The 17,724-nt window shown below is 40.3% G+C and carries 17 protein-coding genes and 1 riboswitch; of the genes, 9 read left to right on the top strand and 8 right to left on the bottom strand.

Features of this window, described 5'->3' with window-relative positions:
• Positions 1–108 precede the first annotated feature (108 nt).
• Positions 109–924 carry a DsbC family protein gene (locus tag ACYU0V_RS17170; RefSeq protein WP_032006847.1) on the bottom strand — a complete coding sequence of 272 codons (816 nt, stop codon included), beginning with the start codon at positions 922–924 and terminating at the stop codon, positions 109–111.
• Between the two features lie 146 nt (positions 925–1,070).
• Positions 1,071–1,991 carry a site-specific tyrosine recombinase XerD gene (gene xerD / locus ACYU0V_RS17165; protein ID WP_199978399.1) on the bottom strand — a complete coding sequence of 307 codons (921 nt, stop codon included), beginning with the start codon at positions 1,989–1,991 and terminating at the stop codon, positions 1,071–1,073.
• 143 nt (positions 1,992–2,134) lie between these two features.
• On the opposite strand from xerD, the gene ACYU0V_RS17160 reads away from it, so the two are divergent.
• From ACYU0V_RS17160 to ftsW, 5 genes are all read left to right on the top strand, one after another.
• Positions 2,135–2,398: a FeoA family protein gene (locus tag ACYU0V_RS17160; RefSeq protein ID WP_001991212.1), complete on the top strand. Its 264-nt coding sequence runs from the start codon at positions 2,135–2,137 to the stop codon at positions 2,396–2,398.
• Positions 2,395–4,248: a ferrous iron transporter B gene (gene feoB / locus ACYU0V_RS17155; RefSeq protein WP_002121211.1), complete on the top strand. Its 1,854-nt coding sequence runs from the start codon at positions 2,395–2,397 to the stop codon at positions 4,246–4,248. The genes ACYU0V_RS17160 and feoB overlap by 4 nt, the downstream gene beginning before the upstream one ends.
• A 20-nt stretch (positions 4,249–4,268) precedes the next feature.
• Complete coding sequence (locus tag ACYU0V_RS17150) at positions 4,269–4,520, top strand: DUF6587 family protein (protein ID WP_005804073.1); 252 nt, start codon at positions 4,269–4,271, stop codon at positions 4,518–4,520.
• Between the two features lie 160 nt (positions 4,521–4,680).
• On the top strand, positions 4,681–6,027 hold the full coding sequence (murD, locus tag ACYU0V_RS17145) for a UDP-N-acetylmuramoyl-L-alanine--D-glutamate ligase (RefSeq protein WP_461848389.1): 1,347 nt from the start codon (positions 4,681–4,683) through the stop codon (positions 6,025–6,027).
• Positions 6,028–6,051: 24 nt separating this feature from the next.
• Positions 6,052–7,248 (top strand): putative lipid II flippase FtsW, encoded by a 1,197-nt coding sequence (gene ftsW, locus ACYU0V_RS17140; protein ID WP_005079447.1) that lies wholly within the window; start codon positions 6,052–6,054, stop codon positions 7,246–7,248.
• A gap of 53 nt (positions 7,249–7,301) precedes the next feature.
• Here ftsW and gluQRS read toward each other — a convergent pair whose 3' ends face one another.
• From gluQRS to ACYU0V_RS17110, 6 genes are all read right to left on the bottom strand, one after another.
• Complete coding sequence (gene gluQRS / locus ACYU0V_RS17135) at positions 7,302–8,198, bottom strand: tRNA glutamyl-Q(34) synthetase GluQRS (RefSeq protein WP_461848387.1); 897 nt, start codon at positions 8,196–8,198, stop codon at positions 7,302–7,304.
• Position 8,199: 1 nt separating this feature from the next.
• Positions 8,200–8,736, bottom strand: coding sequence for an RNA polymerase-binding protein DksA (gene dksA / locus ACYU0V_RS17130; RefSeq protein WP_002121205.1), 537 nt, complete (start codon positions 8,734–8,736; stop codon positions 8,200–8,202).
• A 211-nt stretch (positions 8,737–8,947) separates the two neighbouring features.
• Positions 8,948–9,760 carry a 3',5'-cyclic-AMP phosphodiesterase gene (cpdA, locus tag ACYU0V_RS17125; RefSeq protein ID WP_086265349.1) on the bottom strand — a complete coding sequence of 271 codons (813 nt, stop codon included), beginning with the start codon at positions 9,758–9,760 and terminating at the stop codon, positions 8,948–8,950.
• A 4-nt stretch (positions 9,761–9,764) separates the two neighbouring features.
• Positions 9,765–10,391 (bottom strand): NUDIX domain-containing protein, encoded by a 627-nt coding sequence (locus ACYU0V_RS17120; protein WP_461848384.1) that lies wholly within the window; start codon positions 10,389–10,391, stop codon positions 9,765–9,767.
• A gap of 75 nt (positions 10,392–10,466) precedes the next feature.
• Positions 10,467–12,344 (bottom strand): phosphomethylpyrimidine synthase ThiC, encoded by a 1,878-nt coding sequence (gene thiC / locus ACYU0V_RS17115; protein ID WP_002121180.1) that lies wholly within the window; start codon positions 12,342–12,344, stop codon positions 10,467–10,469.
• 89 nt (positions 12,345–12,433) lie between these two features.
• Positions 12,434–12,568: riboswitch (TPP riboswitch) on the bottom strand.
• Positions 12,569–12,602: 34 nt separating this feature from the next.
• Entirely contained in the window at positions 12,603–13,685 is a 1,083-nt protein-coding gene (locus ACYU0V_RS17110; protein WP_461848382.1) for a hypothetical protein, read from the bottom strand.
• Between the two features lie 107 nt (positions 13,686–13,792).
• Between ACYU0V_RS17110 and ACYU0V_RS17105 the strand changes: the two genes are divergently transcribed.
• From ACYU0V_RS17105 to phoU, 4 genes are all read left to right on the top strand, one after another.
• Positions 13,793–14,374, top strand: a complete 582-nt coding sequence (locus tag ACYU0V_RS17105; RefSeq protein ID WP_461848381.1) for a TetR/AcrR family transcriptional regulator — start codon at positions 13,793–13,795, stop codon at positions 14,372–14,374.
• Positions 14,367–15,272: a DMT family transporter gene (locus ACYU0V_RS17100; RefSeq protein WP_461848379.1), complete on the top strand. Its 906-nt coding sequence runs from the start codon at positions 14,367–14,369 to the stop codon at positions 15,270–15,272. The genes ACYU0V_RS17105 and ACYU0V_RS17100 overlap by 8 nt, the downstream gene beginning before the upstream one ends.
• An 80-nt stretch (positions 15,273–15,352) precedes the next feature.
• A complete protein-coding gene (gene abuO, locus ACYU0V_RS17095; RefSeq protein WP_032070635.1) occupies positions 15,353–16,699 on the top strand; it encodes a multidrug efflux outer membrane protein AbuO in 1,347 nt (448 codons plus the stop codon).
• 105 nt (positions 16,700–16,804) lie between these two features.
• Positions 16,805–17,527 (top strand): phosphate signaling complex protein PhoU, encoded by a 723-nt coding sequence (gene phoU / locus ACYU0V_RS17090; protein ID WP_000075183.1) that lies wholly within the window; start codon positions 16,805–16,807, stop codon positions 17,525–17,527.
• Positions 17,528–17,724 lie beyond the last annotated feature (197 nt).

The raw sequence follows: 17,724 nt of genomic DNA, 5'->3' as shown, positions 1-17,724 counted from the left end.
TAAACAGAGGTTGTTTAAATATTAATTATTGAAAAAACAAAGCGCTGCAATCAGAGCAGCGCTTTTTAAAAGAGATAGATGATTAATCATTCACCAGCTTAAAGGATGTTATTTATCCAGACGTTTAATTAATTCATCCGGTGTTAGATATCCACCTAAGTACTCGCCATCAACATTGTAAATAGCTGGTGTTCCATTTACACCCATGTTTAAGCCAAGTTGATATTGTTCACGCACAGGGTTTTTACATTGAGCAGGTGGGATATTAATACCTTGTACTGCTTGGTTAAAGGCAGCTTTACGGTCTGCACTACACCATACAGCTTCCATGGTCGGCATAAATTGTTCACCGCGTGGCCAAGCGATATAACGTACCTCAATACCTTTTTCATTAATTTCAGGTAAATGCTCATGTAATTTATGGCAATAAGGACAGCTTGCATCGGTAAACACATAAATCACATGTTTAGCCTTACCACCTTTAGCTGGGTAGACAATCAAATCTTCATTTTTTAAAGCAGCAAGATGCTTCTTGTTTTCTGAAGCTTGAAGATTATCGCCAATATTATGCAGTTCTTTACCACCTAAACGAATGACATCACCTTGAATCAGGTATTTACCATCGCTGGTTGTATAAATCGACGTCATCCCTTCGAGATTTACCCAATATAAGTTAGGCACTTCCGTAGGCTTGATATCTAAAATTTTGGCGTTGATGTTTGCATTCTTAAATTGTTTTTGCAAAGTTTCAATTAAACGCTGTTTCTCATTGCGTTCAATGATGGTTGAAGCTTCCCCAGTAGCAGGTGCGGTCGCAGTGAGCGCATCTTCTTTTTGTGGTTTGTTTTCTTTAGAACAAGCACTGAATAACAGGCTAGAAGCCAACGCACAGGCAAGAAAAAGTTGAGATCGGGTAAAAGACATAGATAACCCTTATTTCATCAGTATTTATAGTCAGAAGCTGCTAAGCATAACAAAAAATCTAGTGTGTATTGTTAAAACTTTCTTAACCTTTGTGAACGAAATCAATTGATTGTTGGGTGTATTTCAAATAATAAGTTTTAAATTTTTTACCCTCTAGGATGATGTTTTTCATGCAATTGTTGCATTCTCACTTGTGCTACATGTGTGTAAATTTGAGTAGTTGATAAGTCACTATGGCCCAATAACATTTGTACTACGCGTAAATCGGCGCCATGATTGAGCAGGTGTGTTGCAAAGGCGTGACGTAAGGTGTGAGGTGAAAGTTCAGCTTGAATATTGGCTTGTAAGGCGTAACGCTTAATAGCATACCAAAAGTTCTGACGGCTCATAATCCCGCCGTGTTGAGTTAAAAAGAGGTAGTCGGTTGAACTTTTATAAAGTTGAGGTCGAGCATCCTGTAAGTAGCGTTCTACCCATTCACAAGCAAATTGGCCTAGCGGGACCAAACGCTCTTTATTACCTTTACCAGTAATTCTTAAATAGCCTTGTTTTAAGTTAATAAGTTCTAGGCGTAAGTTCAGCAGTTCTGAAACACGTAAACCACATGCGTAAAGGACTTCAAACATTGCCCGATCACGTAATCCCAGTGCCGTATCAATATCAGGAGCCTGAATCAGTGCTTCGACATCTTCTTCTGATAAATCTTTGGGTAATGCTCTGCCAATTTTTGGAGAATGATGGGTCGCTACAGGATTATCGCTTCGTAATTTCTGTTCACGTAAAAATTTGTAAAACTGACGTAGGGCAGATAAGCAGCGGGCAATCGAGCGCGGGCTTTTTCCAACTTTAGTCAACTCAATCAAAACATCAGCGATATCATCACTTGTCCACTCTGGAAGAAATGATTTTTTATGAAGTTCGCTGCATTGAATAAGGTCAGATAAATAAGCATTACGTGTATGTGGACTTACCGTCTGAGCAACGAGATAGTCACGAAAACCTTGTAAAAAGCTCAAATGTTCAGGAATTTGAACAGGGCTTGGAATACGCGGTTTTTTATTCAACATACACTACATCCTCTAAACCTCTGTACTTTAAAAGAAACTTTAAGGTTTGTCGATTAAACTGAATAAGAAGTGAAATTTAACCTTATTTGGTAATTATTCTCATTTATATGTATACTATTAAAAAAGGTTTAGGATCGGATGCGGTGCGTTTATCAGCTTTAAAAGTGAAGCAAGCGGCGACCATCACCAAAGTGAATCGGATAGAAGTAGAGTCCGAGCAGCAAGATTTGGTCGCAATTCGTTTGGAAAGTCTGGGCTTTGTACCGGGCACACGAGTGGAAGTGATTACCAAAGGTGTTTTTGGTGGTGATCCGATCTTGATCCAAATAGGCTTTACTCGTTTCGCTTTACGTAAAGCAGAAGCGGAAAAAATTGAAATTCAAGTAGAAGAAGGAGTACCCGCATGAGTGATGCGTTACGTATTGCCCTTGTGGGAAACCCTAACTGTGGTAAAACCTCTCTTTTTAACCATTTAACTGGAACTCGACAAAAAGTTGCAAACTATGCGGGCGTAACGGTCGAGCGTAAGGTTGGTCATTTTCAGTTGCCTTCAGGCCGAGCAGTGCGTGTACTTGATTTGCCGGGTACATATAGCCTTAATGCCACCAGTCCTGATGAAGTAATTACCCGTGACGTGTGTTTGGGTAAAATTGCAGAAGAAGGGCAGCAAGATGCCTTTTTATGTGTGGTTGATGCCACTAACTTAAAATTGCATTTAGGACTAGTACTCGAAATGATCGAGTTGGGTCGTCCGATTTTACTTGTACTGAATATGATGGATGAAGCGCGTCGTCGTGGCATCCAAATTAATACTCAAAAGTTATCTCAGCGTTTGGGCGTACCAGTTGTTGAAACAGTTGCCGTCCGTAATGCGGGTATTGAAAATTTATTACATGCCCTTGATCAAGAAAAATACAGTGTGCCACAAACCGAACTGAGTGGTTTAACTGGAACTCATCACCAAAAAATCGATATGATTTTTAAAGATGTAGTTCATTATGTTGATCATGGAGATAAGCGTACTGATTTTCTAGATCGAATTTTCTTACATCCGGTTTTAGGCCTACTTAGCCTTGCCATCATGATGTTTATTGTGTTCCAAGCAGTGTTTGCATGGGCAGCTCCATTCATGGATGGTATTGAAGGCTTCTTCGGCTGGCTTGGTGAGGTAGTGGGAACTGTGATTACCCAACCTCTACTGCATAGTTTGGTTGTTGACGGAATTATTGCAGGTGCGGGTGGCGTAGTTGTGTTCTTGCCACAAATTTTGATCTTGTTCTTCTTCATTTTAGTACTCGAAGAATCAGGCTATTTACCGCGTGCAGCATTCTTACTTGATAAATTAATGTTCCAAGCGGGCTTAAGTGGTCGAGCTTTCATTCCTTTACTTTCAAGCTTTGCTTGTGCAGTACCGGGAATTATGGCAACGCGTAGTATTAGTGACCCTCGTGATCGTTTTACGACTATTATGGTTGCACCTTTAATGACCTGTTCGGCACGCTTGCCTGTATATGCCTTGCTGATTGCTGCCTTTATTCCAGAGAAAATGGTCTGGGGTATTTTCAACTTACAAGGTTTAGTGCTTTTCGGTCTGTATATGGCTGGTATTGTGAGTGCGCTTTGTGTTTCATTTTTAATGAAGTTTTTGCAAAAAGATAAGTCGCAACATGCTTTACTGCTAGAGCTACCAAGTTATCGTTTCCCTGATTTAAAAAGTGTGGGAATCGGTTTATTGGATCGTGCAAAGATCTTCTTGAAACGCGTCGGTGGGATCATTTTTGCGCTCTCTATTTTGCTGTGGTTCTTGTGTACTTTCCCGCAGCCACCAGAAGGGGCGACATTACCTGCCATAGATTATAGTTTTGCAGGTATGCTCGGGCATCTTATCCAGCCTTTATTTGCTCCAGTTGGTTTTAATTGGCAAATCTGTATCGCTTTAATTCCAGCTATGGCTGCTCGTGAAGTGGTTGTCGCGGCATTAGGTACAGTTTATGCCTTGTCTGCAACAGATGATGATGCTGTGGCACAAGGTTTGTCACATCTGATTAGTGCAGATGGAACAGGTTGGTCTTTGGCAACAGGTTTATCGCTTTTAGTGTGGTTCATTTATGCTCCACATTGTTTGGCAACATTGGCAACGGTACGCCGTGAAACAGGTTCATGGAAACATGTTGCAGCTATGACTGCATATCTGTTTGGTTTAGCTTATTTTGCATCGTTTGTTACCTATCAAATTGCTTCCCACTATTGGGGCTAAGGCAATAAAGGAGGTTGTATATGGTTCAATATCTGATTATTGCGGTTTTAGTGATTTGGAGTGCTGTAGTTGTTTTTAAGAAAGTATTTCCGAAAACAGCAAATTTAGTCTTTTCTTCACTCTCTGCATTTTGCGAAAAGCAGGGTTGGGCAACTTTGGCAAAGTGGCTTAAACCGAAAATGACCTTTGGTTGTGCTGGCGGTTGTGGTTGTTCAAGCGAAGATAAACCTACGAATACAGTTCAAGAAATTAAGCCGATTAAATGGCAGTAGATTCAGTATTTCTTGTTTCGTTTAAAAAGCCATCATATTGATGGCTTTTTTACGCACTGACACAAAAAAAGATGAATAAAGTTCAAACTGAAAAAGCATTCAAAACAGCAAAGTGCTAACATTTTTGCCATTCTGTCGATTGATAAATTGTGGGGCAAAAATGTTAATACAACGTGGTGGGTTAAAAGTTGTAGCAGGCTTGGGAATATCAGGCGTTTCTGCTGTAAATTTCTTGCATGAACAAGGCTACCAAGTTGCAGTAACAGATTCGCGTCCCACGCCACCAGGGCATGATCAGATTCCGGCAGGAGTAAAGACAAGTTTCGGTCAACTTGACCAAGAATTATTATTACAAGCAGAAGAAATTATTTTAAGTCCAGGCCTTGCACCACAATTACCGGAAATTCAGGCAGCTATTGCTAAGGGTATTTCTGTGGTAGGGGATATTCAATTATTACGCCGTGCAACCGATGTGCCTATTGTGGCTATTACTGGCTCTAATGCGAAAAGTACAGTAACGACTTTAATTGGCTTAATGGCTAAAGATGCGGGTAAGAAAGTTGCTGTAGGTGGCAATCTTGGACGCCCAGCTCTAGATTTATTAAAAGATCAACCTGAGTTAATTGTACTTGAGCTATCAAGTTTTCAGCTAGAAACCACGTCTCACTTAAATGCTGAAGTTGCTGTGGTTCTCAATATGAGTGAAGACCACTTAGATCGTCACGGCAATATGTTGGGTTACCATCAAGCAAAACACCGTATTTTCCAAGGCGTTAAAAAAGTAGTATTTAACCGTGATGACGCTTTAAGTCGTCCTCTCGTTCCAGATACCACACCAATGCAAAGCTTTGGTTTAAATGCACCAGATTTAAATCAATATGGTGTTTTAAGAGATGGCGATGGCACGCTTTGGCTTGCGCGTGGTTTAAAGCGTTTAATTAAAAGCTCAGATTTATATATTCAAGGCATGCACAATGTAGCAAATGCTTTAGCTTGTCTAGCATTAGGTGAGGCAATAGGCCTGCCTATGGAATCTATGCTTGAAACCTTAAAACAATTTAAAGGCTTAGAGCATCGCTGTGAGTATGTGAGAACTGTACATGATGTACGTTATTACAATGATTCTAAAGGCACCAACGTTGGCGCTACGCTTGCAGCAATTGATGGTTTAGGCGCTGCAATTGAGGTTAAAAAAGGTAAAGTTGCCTTGATTTTAGGCGGGCAAGGTAAAGGTCAGGATTTTGGACCATTACGTTCTTCTATCGAAAAATATGCCAAAGTTGTGGTATTGATTGGTGAGGATGCTCCGGTGATTGAACAAGCCATTCAAGGTGCAACCAAAATTTTACATGCAGCAACGCTTAAAGAAGCTGTAGAGCTGTCTCAACGTGAAACACAGGCCGAAGATGTGGTGTTGTTATCACCAGCATGTGCAAGTTTTGATATGTTTAAAAGTTATAATGACCGTGGTCAGCAGTTTGTTGCCTGCGTCAATTCGTTGGTTTAAAGAAAACATGATTAGGAATGTAGTATGGCAGGCTTAGCTCAGACCACAATCCAGAAAATCAATCATTGGTATGAACGGATATTGCCTAAATGGCCAGCGGAAGTGACGCCACGTAATGTCCTGATTTTCTGTGTCGTTGCATTATTGTGTATCGGTTCCGTGATGGTTGCATCTGCTTCGATGCCCTATGCTGAATATATGCATGAAAACCCGTTTCACTATGTGATTCGTCATGGTATTTCGATTGTCGCTGCGGGTGTGGTGGCTTATTTGACCTATCGAATATCACTAAATACGTGGTTTAAAAATACCTTCCCGCTGTGGTTATTAACTATGGTTCTGTTGCTTGCTGCTTTGGTGGTGGGTTCGGAAGTCAACGGTTCTACACGTTGGATTAAGATCGGTGGTTTTACCTTGCAGCCAACCGAGGTTGCCAAAGTCATGATGGCAATCTTTACCGCAGACTACGTTGTACGCCGTGCCAAAGAAGTTCGTACTCATTGGAAAGGGTTATTGCGTTTAAGTGGGGTTATGGCAATCACGGTTGGTTTAATTATTGCTGAGCCTGACTTGGGAGCAACTGTCGTTATTGTCATGATGATGGTTGGGGTGTTCTTTTTAGCGGGTGCGCCGCCAACTCAGTTCTTAATCATGCTTGGCGCGATTGTCACGGGTATCGTGTTTTTGATCTTATTTGAACCATACCGTTTCCAGCGTTTGATCTCGTTTACTGACCCATGGGCAGATCCATTAGGTGTAGGTTATCAGTTATCAAATGCACTAATGGCTTTTGGTCGTGGTGAATGGTTTGGTACAGGCTTAGGTCACAGTGTACAAAAACTATCTTATTTACCTGAAGCGCATACTGACTTTATGTTGGCAGTGCTAGGTGAAGAATTTGGTTTCGTGGGTATTTCTATTGTTATTGGCTTGTCTTTCTTGATGCTGGCATGTTGTATCAAAATTGGTCACCGTGCTTTGAAACATCATTACCTTCGTGCAGGCTATTTAGCTTACGGTATTAGTATTATTTTCTTGCTCCAGATTTTGGTAAATGCGGGCATGAATATGGGTTTAATGCCGACGAAAGGTTTGACTTTGCCATTCATTAGTTATGGTGGTACGTCTTTAATGATGTGTGCGGCGATGATTAGCTTAATCTTAAAGATTGATGCATCAACACAAGAAGTCAACCCAGAACGAGAAGAGTCAAACTTCTAATTGAGTATTTAGAAGTTTAAAAAGCCTGATTTGATATCGGGCTTTTTTATTATTTATAGATATGTGCCGCTGAGCTCTTGCCCATGGGGAATCAAATCAACATTCCACTGCGCTACAGCCTGCCTTAGCATCGCTCTAGGCTGATCTAAATCAACGTTGGGTTGTCCCAAGGCCAGTATTGCTTTTTGAAGTAATTCAGGCGCTTTTGATAAATCGAGTGCTTGGGCTAGATTTTGTTTAGAGAGCTTTTGCCCTTGGTCATTCATTGCAAGGGGAAGGTGCATATAGCTTAGTTGAGGATAACCTAGAAGCTGACCTAACCAAATCTGACGTTCGGTGTTATCTAATAAGTCCGCGCCTCGAACGACATGGGTAATACCTTGTAGATAATCATCCACAACGACCGCAAGTTGATAGTTAATAATTCCATCACGGCGCTTAAGAACAAAATCTCCAAGATCGTGTTGTAGATTAGAGCAATGACGTCCTTGCAATCGATCATCAAAACAGATCTGCTGATCTTGAACTTTTACCCGAATCGCTTGACCTTGAAAATCAAGATTGAGATCGCGGCAAGTACCTGCATAGATTGCATTTGAACCAAGCATTTTGCGGGTACATTGACATGCATAGATAAGACCTTCTTTTTTGAGTTGGTCTAATACACTTTCATAAATGTCTAAACGATTTTTTTGAAAGATGATCTCTGCATCGGGTTCGAACTGGAAGGCTTCAAGTGATGTGAGAATATGCTCTTCGCTGCCGGGATAAATACGAGGGATATCTGTATCTTCGACACGAACCAGCCATTTGCCTTGATGGACTTTTGCATCGCAATAGCTGGCAACAGCAGTAATGAGTGATCCAAAATGCAAAGGGCCGGTTGGCGATGGCGCAAACCGACCTGAGTATGAAAAGCTAGGCTTTTCTTGAGTAGCTACAGCGGTCATATTAACCGTTATTTTGCTTCTCTTTAATTTCTGCCAAAGTTTTGCAGTCAATACATAACGTTGCAGTTGGACGCGCTTCTAAACGACGTAAGCCGATTTCAATACCACAAGTTTCACAGAAACCGTAGTCTTCATTCTTAATAGCTTCCATAGATTGTTCGATTTTACGAATTAACTTACGTTCACGGTCACGTGTACGTAATTCAATTGCAAATTCTTCTTCTTGGGTAGCACGATCGTTTACATCTGGCAGTGCAGTTGATTCGTCTTGCATCGTATTTAAAGTACGATCAACTTCAGACATTAATTCAGCTTTCCATGCTTGCAGAATTTGTCGGAAATGCTCGAGCTGTCCTTCAGACATGTACTCTTCATTTTTCTTAGGTTGATAAGGTGCAATACCAAATAAACTTGCAGTTGTGCCTATGTCAGAAGTTTTAGGTTTCACTTTACGTGCACGTTTTGCAGAAGCTTTGTCACCTTCCACTACAACTTCTGTATGTTCATCCAAAACTTGGTTGTGGTTGTCATTCGCCATAATAGGGCATTCCTCATCATACACGTATTATCTATACGCAAAAAATATGGTGATATGCAAGTGTTTTTATAGAAAACCATCGATGGGATTTTCCCATCGGGTCGTCATCATATAGATTTTTCCTGCAAGATGATAGTCATTCCGCCCCGTAAATATTTTCAAAACGTGTTTGCCCCAGTCATAATTATATATAAGCATATAAGAAATAGGGCTAATAGCCTGAAATATCAGTGTTTATATGGCCTTGAAAATTTTCAAGACGGAAGACTTCTGTTTCAAAACTACCATCGTTTTTTAGACGAATGTAACGGTAGCCGGGAGCATTTTGATCGAGTGCAAAATCATTACTAAAGGGTTTAAACTGAACACTTGTCGAAGGTGTAGAGAAAAATTCGACCCCTTGCCAAATGTTGATTGAGTCTTGATGAACATGCCCGCAGACCAAAGCTTTTACATTTTTAAACGGCGTTAATGCTGTAAGCAAAGCATTAGAATTTTGTAACTTGTGATGATCAATCCATTTTGACTTCATGGCAAAAGGGTGGTGATGACAAGCCAGCAAAATCGGGTTATCTGCATACTCTTCAAGTAAAGCCGTTAAGTTCTCTAGCTGTTCTGCTGATAGATGTCCATCAATATGACCTTTTACCGCACTATTTAATAGAATAATCCGCCAGTTCCCTAAGCAAATGACCACAGGTTCCTGATGATTCTCTTTATGCAATGGAAAATGGTCAACATTGTCATGATTACCTAAGGTCTGAAAAAAGGGCAGACCAAGCGTTTGCATATATTGAATATAACGTTTGTAGGTAATAGGCGTTGGTGCCTGAGCTAGGTCCCCGGTATGGATAATTGCATCAGTTTCAGGATGTTTATTAAGTATCTGTTGAATAATGGCGTGAAAGCTTTCTTCAGGATTCATACCCACAAATTCTAAATGCGGATACTCCAATAGGTGGGTATCGGTAATTTGTATAATGACATGGTCTTTTTGTGAAAGTGTTGAGACTTGAAAAGTCACCGTCCTACCTCTTCGGGTTTATTATCGTTTTGCTGTGTTGGGCCAGCCATTGTAATGCCATAATGACAGGAGCATTTCTTAAACGCCCGCTGTCGAGTAGAGTCTGGATTTCACTATAATTAAATAAGTGCAGTTGAATATTTTCCCCCTCATCATCTACGCCAAAAACACCCCCTTCAGCGGGTAATTCAGTTTCGGCAACATAGAGATGAAATAACTCTGAGCAAGCACCAGCTGACGGGTAAAAGCTAAATAGATGCTCTAAATCTTGAACTTCGCAACCTGATTCTTCAAGGCTCTCTCGTCGAATACAACTTTCTGGTGATTCATCACCATCTATCACGCCTGCAATTATTTCTAACTGCCACGGTGATTGAGCATCATCTAAAGCCCCAACACGGAACTGTTCAATCAGAGCAAACTGTTGTTTTTGATCGTTGTAGAGTAGTACGCCAGCTGCTTCAGGCCGATGAACGAGTTCACGCTGCAATACATGAGTATATTCAGATTGATTAAATAGACGATGTCGAAGGCTGACTTTTTCAACTTGAATAAAACCACGGAATAGAGATTCACGTGATGTTACTTCTACATCTTTAGATGTATAACTTGGACGTTCAACAATACTCATGATTCGGTCAGGACGAAATCTATTTATTTCATCCTAACCGAGAATCAGGGCTAGGCAAGTGTTTTTTTTGAATATTTACACTTTATGATACAGTTTTTGACCTTGCTCCTGATAAACCTCTTTCATCGCTTTGAGGCCTTCTTCAACCTCTGAATCGTTATTGGTGAGGTTGTTGGCATAGTCGCGTACATTCTGAGTGATTTTCATTGAACAGAATTTTGGACCACACATTGAGCAGAAGTGTGCAGATTTATGAGCCTCTTTTGGTAAGGTTTCATCGTGCATACTACGTGCTGTATCAGGGTCTAGACTTAGGTTGAACTGATCATCCCAACGGAATTCAAAACGAGCTTTTGATAAGGCATTATCGCGAACTTGAGCACCCGGATGCCCTTTCGCAAGATCGGCAGCATGTGCTGCAAGCTTGTAGGTAATAATTCCGTCTTTAACATCTTTTTTGTTTGGTAAACCTAAGTGTTCTTTTGGTGTCACATAACAAAGCATCGCTGTGCCGTACCAACCAATCATGGCTGCACCAATTGCAGAAGTAATGTGGTCATAACCCGGAGCGATATCTGTTGTTAATGGTCCAAGCGTATAGAATGGTGCTTCTTTACACACTTCTAACTGAAGGTCCATGTTTTCTTTAATCATGTGCATTGGTACATGACCAGGGCCTTCAATCATGACTTGAACATCATGTTCCCATGCACGGTGAGTCAGCTCACCTAGGGTTTTAAGTTCGCTGAACTGTGCTTCGTCATTTGCATCTTGAATACAGCCCGGACGTAAGCCATCACCTAAGCTAAATGAAACGTCATAAGCCTTCATGATTTCACAGATTTCATCGAAATGTGTGTATAAGAAGTTTTCTTCATGATGTGCTAGACACCACTGCGCCATGATTGAACCACCACGAGATACAATACCTGTTAAACGGTTTGCTGTAAGTGGTACATAGCGAAGTAATACACCTGCGTGAATTGTGAAGTAGTCAACGCCTTGTTCGGCTTGTTCAATTAGTGTGTCTTTAAAGATTTCCCAAGTCAGATCTTCTGCAACACCATCAACTTTTTCAAGCGCTTGATAAATAGGTACAGTACCGATTGGAACAGGTGAGTTACGAATAATCCATTCACGTGTTTCATGAATGTTTTTACCTGTCGACAAGTCCATAATGGTGTCGGCACCCCAACGCGTTGCCCAAGTCATTTTTGCAACTTCTTCGTCAATTGAAGAACCAAGTGCTGAGTTACCAATATTGGCATTAATTTTAACCAAGAAGTTACGACCAATAATCATTGGTTCAAGTTCTGGGTGGTTAATGTTTGCAGGAATGATCGCACGACCTTCAGCAACTTCTTGGCGAACAAATTCAGGTGTAATTTCTTTTAAGTTTTTTGCACCGAAATTCTGACCAGCATGTTGACGCATATCAACGCCTTCACGCTGGCGTTGATTTTCACGAATTGCAATATATTCCATTTCAGGTGTGATAATACCTTGCTTGGCATAGTGCATTTGAGTGACATTTTTGCCTGCTTTGGCACGGCGTGGATTTTGAATGTGCGCAAAACGAATATCAGCGGTACGAATGTCTTTTAAACGTTCTTGACCAAACTTTGAAGTTAAACCAGAAAGTACGTCAGTATCGTTACGCTCTTCAATCCAGTTTTGGCGAACTGAAGGTAAACCTTTGTCTAAATCAATTTGAACATTTGGGTCGGTATAAACACCTGAAGTGTCATATACCATAACAGGAGGGTTATGTTCACCGCCAAGACCAGTAGGGGTGTCGGTTAAAGAAATTTCTCGCATTGGAACCTGAATGTCAGGGCGAGAACCCTCAATATAAACTTTTTTAGAAGCGGGTAAGATGCGGGTTAAATCTTTTGCATCTTGTTCATGTTGTGCTGAAATTTCAGCAGAAGAGAGATTCGTTAACTGGTTCATCACATGATCCTTATGAATAACATCAACGAATCAAGCACGACCAAAAACGATGGCGGATTTATCTTTATTAGATAAATTTAAGGCTTTAAGTTTTCAGATGGCTTGATTCCTACGCAGGTCTTAACCTGATCAGGTTCAACGGTACTTGTGATCAAACTTGTGTTGCGATAACACAGAATTTACACAATCTCAGCGAGCTATTACTCGCGCTCCGTCAAGCGATTTACAGACTAACATGTTTTAGGTTGGCTGGCATTGTCAATTTGTATCTATACAAACTGCATCCATATGGCAGTCACGATAGACTTCCGTGTTCCATGGCGAATCAAATTTTAATAGCTGCTCAAGCTGTTCATGAGTAATCTGATAATTTGATTTTTTATCACCATTTTTATCAGTTAAATCTATTTTAAATTGCTTATTACGCTCCTCTATAGGAGTGGCAATAAACTTAAGAAACAGTTGAGCGGATTTCGCTAAACTCGACTGATTTTGTGTAGACAAAAACCGAATTTGTTGAAGAGCATCTTTATCAAACCACGTATTCGGTGCATATTCATCTGACACTGGCGTGTTATCTAAACCAAAGAAAATAAAATAGCGATATTCATTAAATAGTCGTTTTGCATCACTAATAAAGTGACTTTTTGGATATTTCTGAATAAATTTTTCCCAAAAAAGTGCTCGTTCAGTAAGTTCTTTCCATGAAACGGCCAACGCACCATCGTTATAGAAAATATCCTGATTATCTTTGGCCATACGAGTTAAGAACTCTTTTTGGTCTGCTGGTAAGGACGTAGAAAAAACCTCAACTAAATAGTTTGGCTGACGTCGATAGGTAAACATACCCTCACCTTGATAGAGAAGTTCAATGTAGGCTTGGCCTTCATGTTGAAGTAAATATTGATCACGCGGGCTAAGTTGGTCGAAGAGTTTTTTCTGGGTTTTGATGACCTTTTTAAGGTCTTGTTTCTGTTCTAAAACGGCATGGCCAAATGCTTCAAAAGCTCTCCCTGTTTTTTCAGTGTAGTCTTGTTTAAGAAAACGTTGATACATCGCAGTTGAAGCATCAATAAGCTTAAGCTGCTCATCATTTTTTAAAGAGGGAACACAGCTTTTAAGCTTTTCATTAATTTGATTTAAATCTTCTATTTTGCTGTTTTGGTTGATTTTCTGCGTAGCAGCCATAATTTGTAAGCAACTGCTGTCTTGCTTTTGAGTAGCCTTTTGTTCAGTTGGTTTTTGCTCTTTAGATACAGCCTGATCTTGCTGTGATGTTTTATTACATCCAGCCAAAAGTAGTGCACTGCACATACTCATCATTAGAACTTTTTTCATCATTGTACTTTTATAGAAATTAATATTGCTCAAATTATAACGCTTAAAAAGGTTGCATCATTGTTAGAAAACTTTATTATTAGGTAGGTCGGTCTACTTAAGTAAAAGTTATGAATGATAAAACAGCAAGACAGAAAATTCTCGATGCAGCAGCAACCTTGTTTTATAACGATGGCATTACTGCAACAGGAATCAATTCAGTTACGGCTAAAGCCGATGTCGCTAAGATGTCGCTTTATAATAATTTTTCTTCAAAAGGCGATCTTGTTGATGCCTATATTGCTGCACGCCATCAAGAGTGGCTCGATCTCTATCAAAAGCGTTTAGCAAAAACAAACACAGCTAAAGAAGCCATTTTGGCTGTGTTTGATGCCTATCAGGACCATGCAGAATTTGCCTACGAAAAAGGGTTTCGAGGCTGTGGGTTATTGAATGCTGCCGCAGAGTTTCCAGCGAATAGTGCAGGGCGTACTTCGGTAAGACAGCATAAAGAAGAAGTGGAAGGTATTGTTGCTGAGCATTTAAAAAAATTAATACCAGACTCACAGCGCGTTAACTATGTGGCCACGCAGCTTTCTTTTCTTTTAGAGGGTTCTATGGCACGAGCAGGCTTAGAAGGAAACAGTCGTCAACTTCTATTAGCAAAACAAATGGCAGAAGATATTTTAAATAGAGAATGCCTACATGATTAGCCTCATTAAAAATAGTAGCTATGGGGGCACAATTGCGATTTTGGTTGCTTCTGTTTTGTGGGGAACAACAGGTACGGCGGCAGCATTTGCACCGACACTTGGCCCACTCGCTATTGGTGCCGTAGCGATGGGTGGTGGAGGACTTTTACAAGCTTTGGTTGCATCACGAGCAATACGCGAAAACCGTCAGTTTATAAGGGAAAATCTTTCAATACTGCTTTTAGGGGTAGCGGCGGTTGGTATTTATCCTTTGGCTTTTTATTCCTCAATGCATTATGCGGGCATTACGATTGGCACCGTTGTTTCAATTGGTACCGCTCCATTAATAGCAGCAATTTTAGAGCGATTTTTTGACCGCAAAGCTTTATCGGCTATCTGGTTTCTAAGTTTTGTGTGCGGTGTGCTTGGTGTAAGTATGTTATCGATGGGGGAAAGTCATGCGATCCAAGAGAGTACAAATCAATGGAATAAATTCTTCGGTATTTTTCTTGGGCTTGTCGCAGCTACAACTTATTCACTTTATTCATGGGCCGCAAAAAGATTAATAGATCGGGGTGTTGCCTCTAAAGCTGCAATGGGCATGATTATGGGGGGTGGGGCAGTTATTTTGCTTCCTACTTTGTTGGTTACAGGTGGAGGGTTATTGCATAGCTCAACCAATTTACTTGTGGCTGGTTATATGATGCTGATTCCTATGTTTTTGGGTTATTTACTTTTCGGTTTTGGATTAAAAACAGTAAATGCCAGCAAAGCGACGACCTTAACTTTATTTGAACCTTTAGTGGCTGCGATTTTTGCCATCGTTTTGGTGGGTGAGCATGTTTCATGGCTGGGTTGGATAGGCATGTTACTGATTTTTATTTGTATTTTAATCTTGTCAAAAACTAAGAACTCTTAAAAAACTAAAACTTTTAATGGCTTGAGTTTGATTTGAATTTTTCTTAGTCTTAAAGGCAAGTTTTATCGTTGATTTGAACAATGAAAATAAAATTAATGGTCGCTGTTGGCCTTTGGAGTTTTGCATCTTCGAGTTTTGCTCTAGATTTGGTTGAAGCTTATGAGCGCGCAAAACAAAATGACCCAACGTGGCAAGCCAATCAACAACAATATGAAGCAGATCAACTGAACTTAGGCTTAGCAACGGGGGCGTTATTACCTACTGTCACATTGTCTGGAAACATTACCCGTAATCGACAAACTGTAAAACGTTCAAACTTTCCGGGTGTTGATCAAGAAGGCCTGTCAGATGCTTTGGTAAGTAGTACGTCAACGACCCGACAAGCGACTTTAACAGCACGCCAGCCTCTATTTCGTATGGATGCTTGGGAAGGTTATAAACAAGTTAAAACTTCGGTTGCACTTAGTGAAATCACTTTAAGGCTGCAAAAACAAGATCATGTTTTAAATGTGGCAGAAGCCTATTTTAATGTGTTGCGTCAGCAGGCATTGAGTGTTGCATACCTACAAGAAGAAAAAGCTTTGCTTGAGCAGCTTAATATGATGAATGCCAAACTCAAAGAAGGTTTGGTGGCACGTAGTGATGTAAGTGAAGCAAATGCTCAATATCAAAATGCCAGAGCCAATCGTATTTCAACCAATGTTCAATTACTTTTAGCCCAAGAGCAGCTTTCTGAATATATTGGTTCTTATCAAGATAAACTCGCTGTACTGCGCAGTGATTTTAATTTTCAAAAGCCTTATCCAGCAGAACTTAATGACTGGCTTTCTTTGGCGCAGCAAAAAAACTTAAAGATCCAGCAAGCCCGTTTACAGCAAAAATATAGTGAAGATCAGCGCCGTGTCGAAAAGGCAGCGCTTTATCCTCAAATAGATGCTGTAGCAAGTTATGGCTATACTAAACAAACACCAGAGACACTCATTTCGACTGACGGAAAATTTGATCAGGTCGGGGTAGAAATGAACTGGAATTTATTTAATGGTGGACGGACCCGAACATCAATTAAAAAAGCCACTGTAGAAGTCAGTAAAGCGCAGGCACAACTTGATGCAGCCATTCGCCGTGCCAATGTCGATGTGAAAAGTGCGTTTATGCAGGTAGACACAGATCAAGCCAAACTTGAAGCAAGAAAGGCTGCAATGGATTCATCTTCTTTAGTTTCTCAAGCTTCAAAAGCGAGTTATAACGAAGGCTTGAAAAGTATGGTTGATGTTTTATTGGCGCAGCGTAATGCTTTTTCTGCAAAACAGGATTATCTTAATGCTCAGTATGACTATTTATTGAATGTGCTTCGTTTAAAAGCTGCGGTAGGCCAGTTGGGTGAAAAAGATCTGGTTGAGCTTAATAGCTGGTTAACTTATCAGTAATTAAATGCTTTTATCTGAAATTTAATTTTGTCATAAAAACTTAATGATTGCTGTGTTTTAATGCTCAATCATTTTATTCCCGCGCCATCATGTTGGAGGCTTCCCTTGAGTCCGAGTAATCCGGTGTTAAGCCATCATATTTCTTCTCAATTTAATGAAGATTTGCAAGATGTAAACACAAAGTTTATGACCATGGGTGGCTTGGTCGAACAGCAGGTTGCAAATGCAATTCATTCTTTACTTGATACCGACGCAAATTTAGCGATTGATGTTCAATTTAAAGATAATGCAGTCAATCAATATGAACGTGATATTGATGAAGGCTTGACGTTGATTTTGGCGCGTCGTCATCCGGCAGCGATTGACTTACGTATGGTGATTGCCATGAGCAAAGCCAATACTGACCTTGAACGCATTGGTGATGAAGCAGCGAAAATTGCCCGTATTGCACAAAACCTGTGTGAAGAGGGCGGGTCACCGCGTGGCTACATGGAAACACGTCATATTGGTAACCAAGTTCGTGTCATGATTCATGATGCACTTGATGCTTTTGCACGTTTAGATGCAGATCAAGCTTTACGTGTACTTTTAGCTGATGCTGACATTGACCGTGAATATCAATCAGCAACACGTACATTAATGACTTATATGATTGAAGACCCGCGTCATATTGCTCGTGTAATTAATGTCATGTGGGTTTTACGTTCATTAGAGCGTATTGGCGATCATGCTCGTAACATTGCTGAGCAAGTGATTTATATGGCCAAAGGCTTTGATGCTCGTCATACCAAAATTGAAGAAATTGAAGCCAAAGTCCACGAAAAGTAATCTTGAGCTGAAATATTTAAAGGCCTTGTTTGAAACAAGGCCTTTTTATTTTTAAAATTAATAGATAAAAAAATGTCCCGAACTTTGGGGGGAAGTTCAGGACAGAAAATCAAGTGCATAAACACGACAGGGATCGTGTTCTTCTTGCTATAGAGTGATATTAAGTTCTTCGCTTTTTGATGTCATGTAGAGTCCTG

It is taken from the genome of Acinetobacter sp. X9, assembly GCF_054889255.1.
The sequence above is the reverse complement of the archived record's forward strand: the minus strand, read 5'-3'. Positions and strand labels throughout refer to the sequence as shown.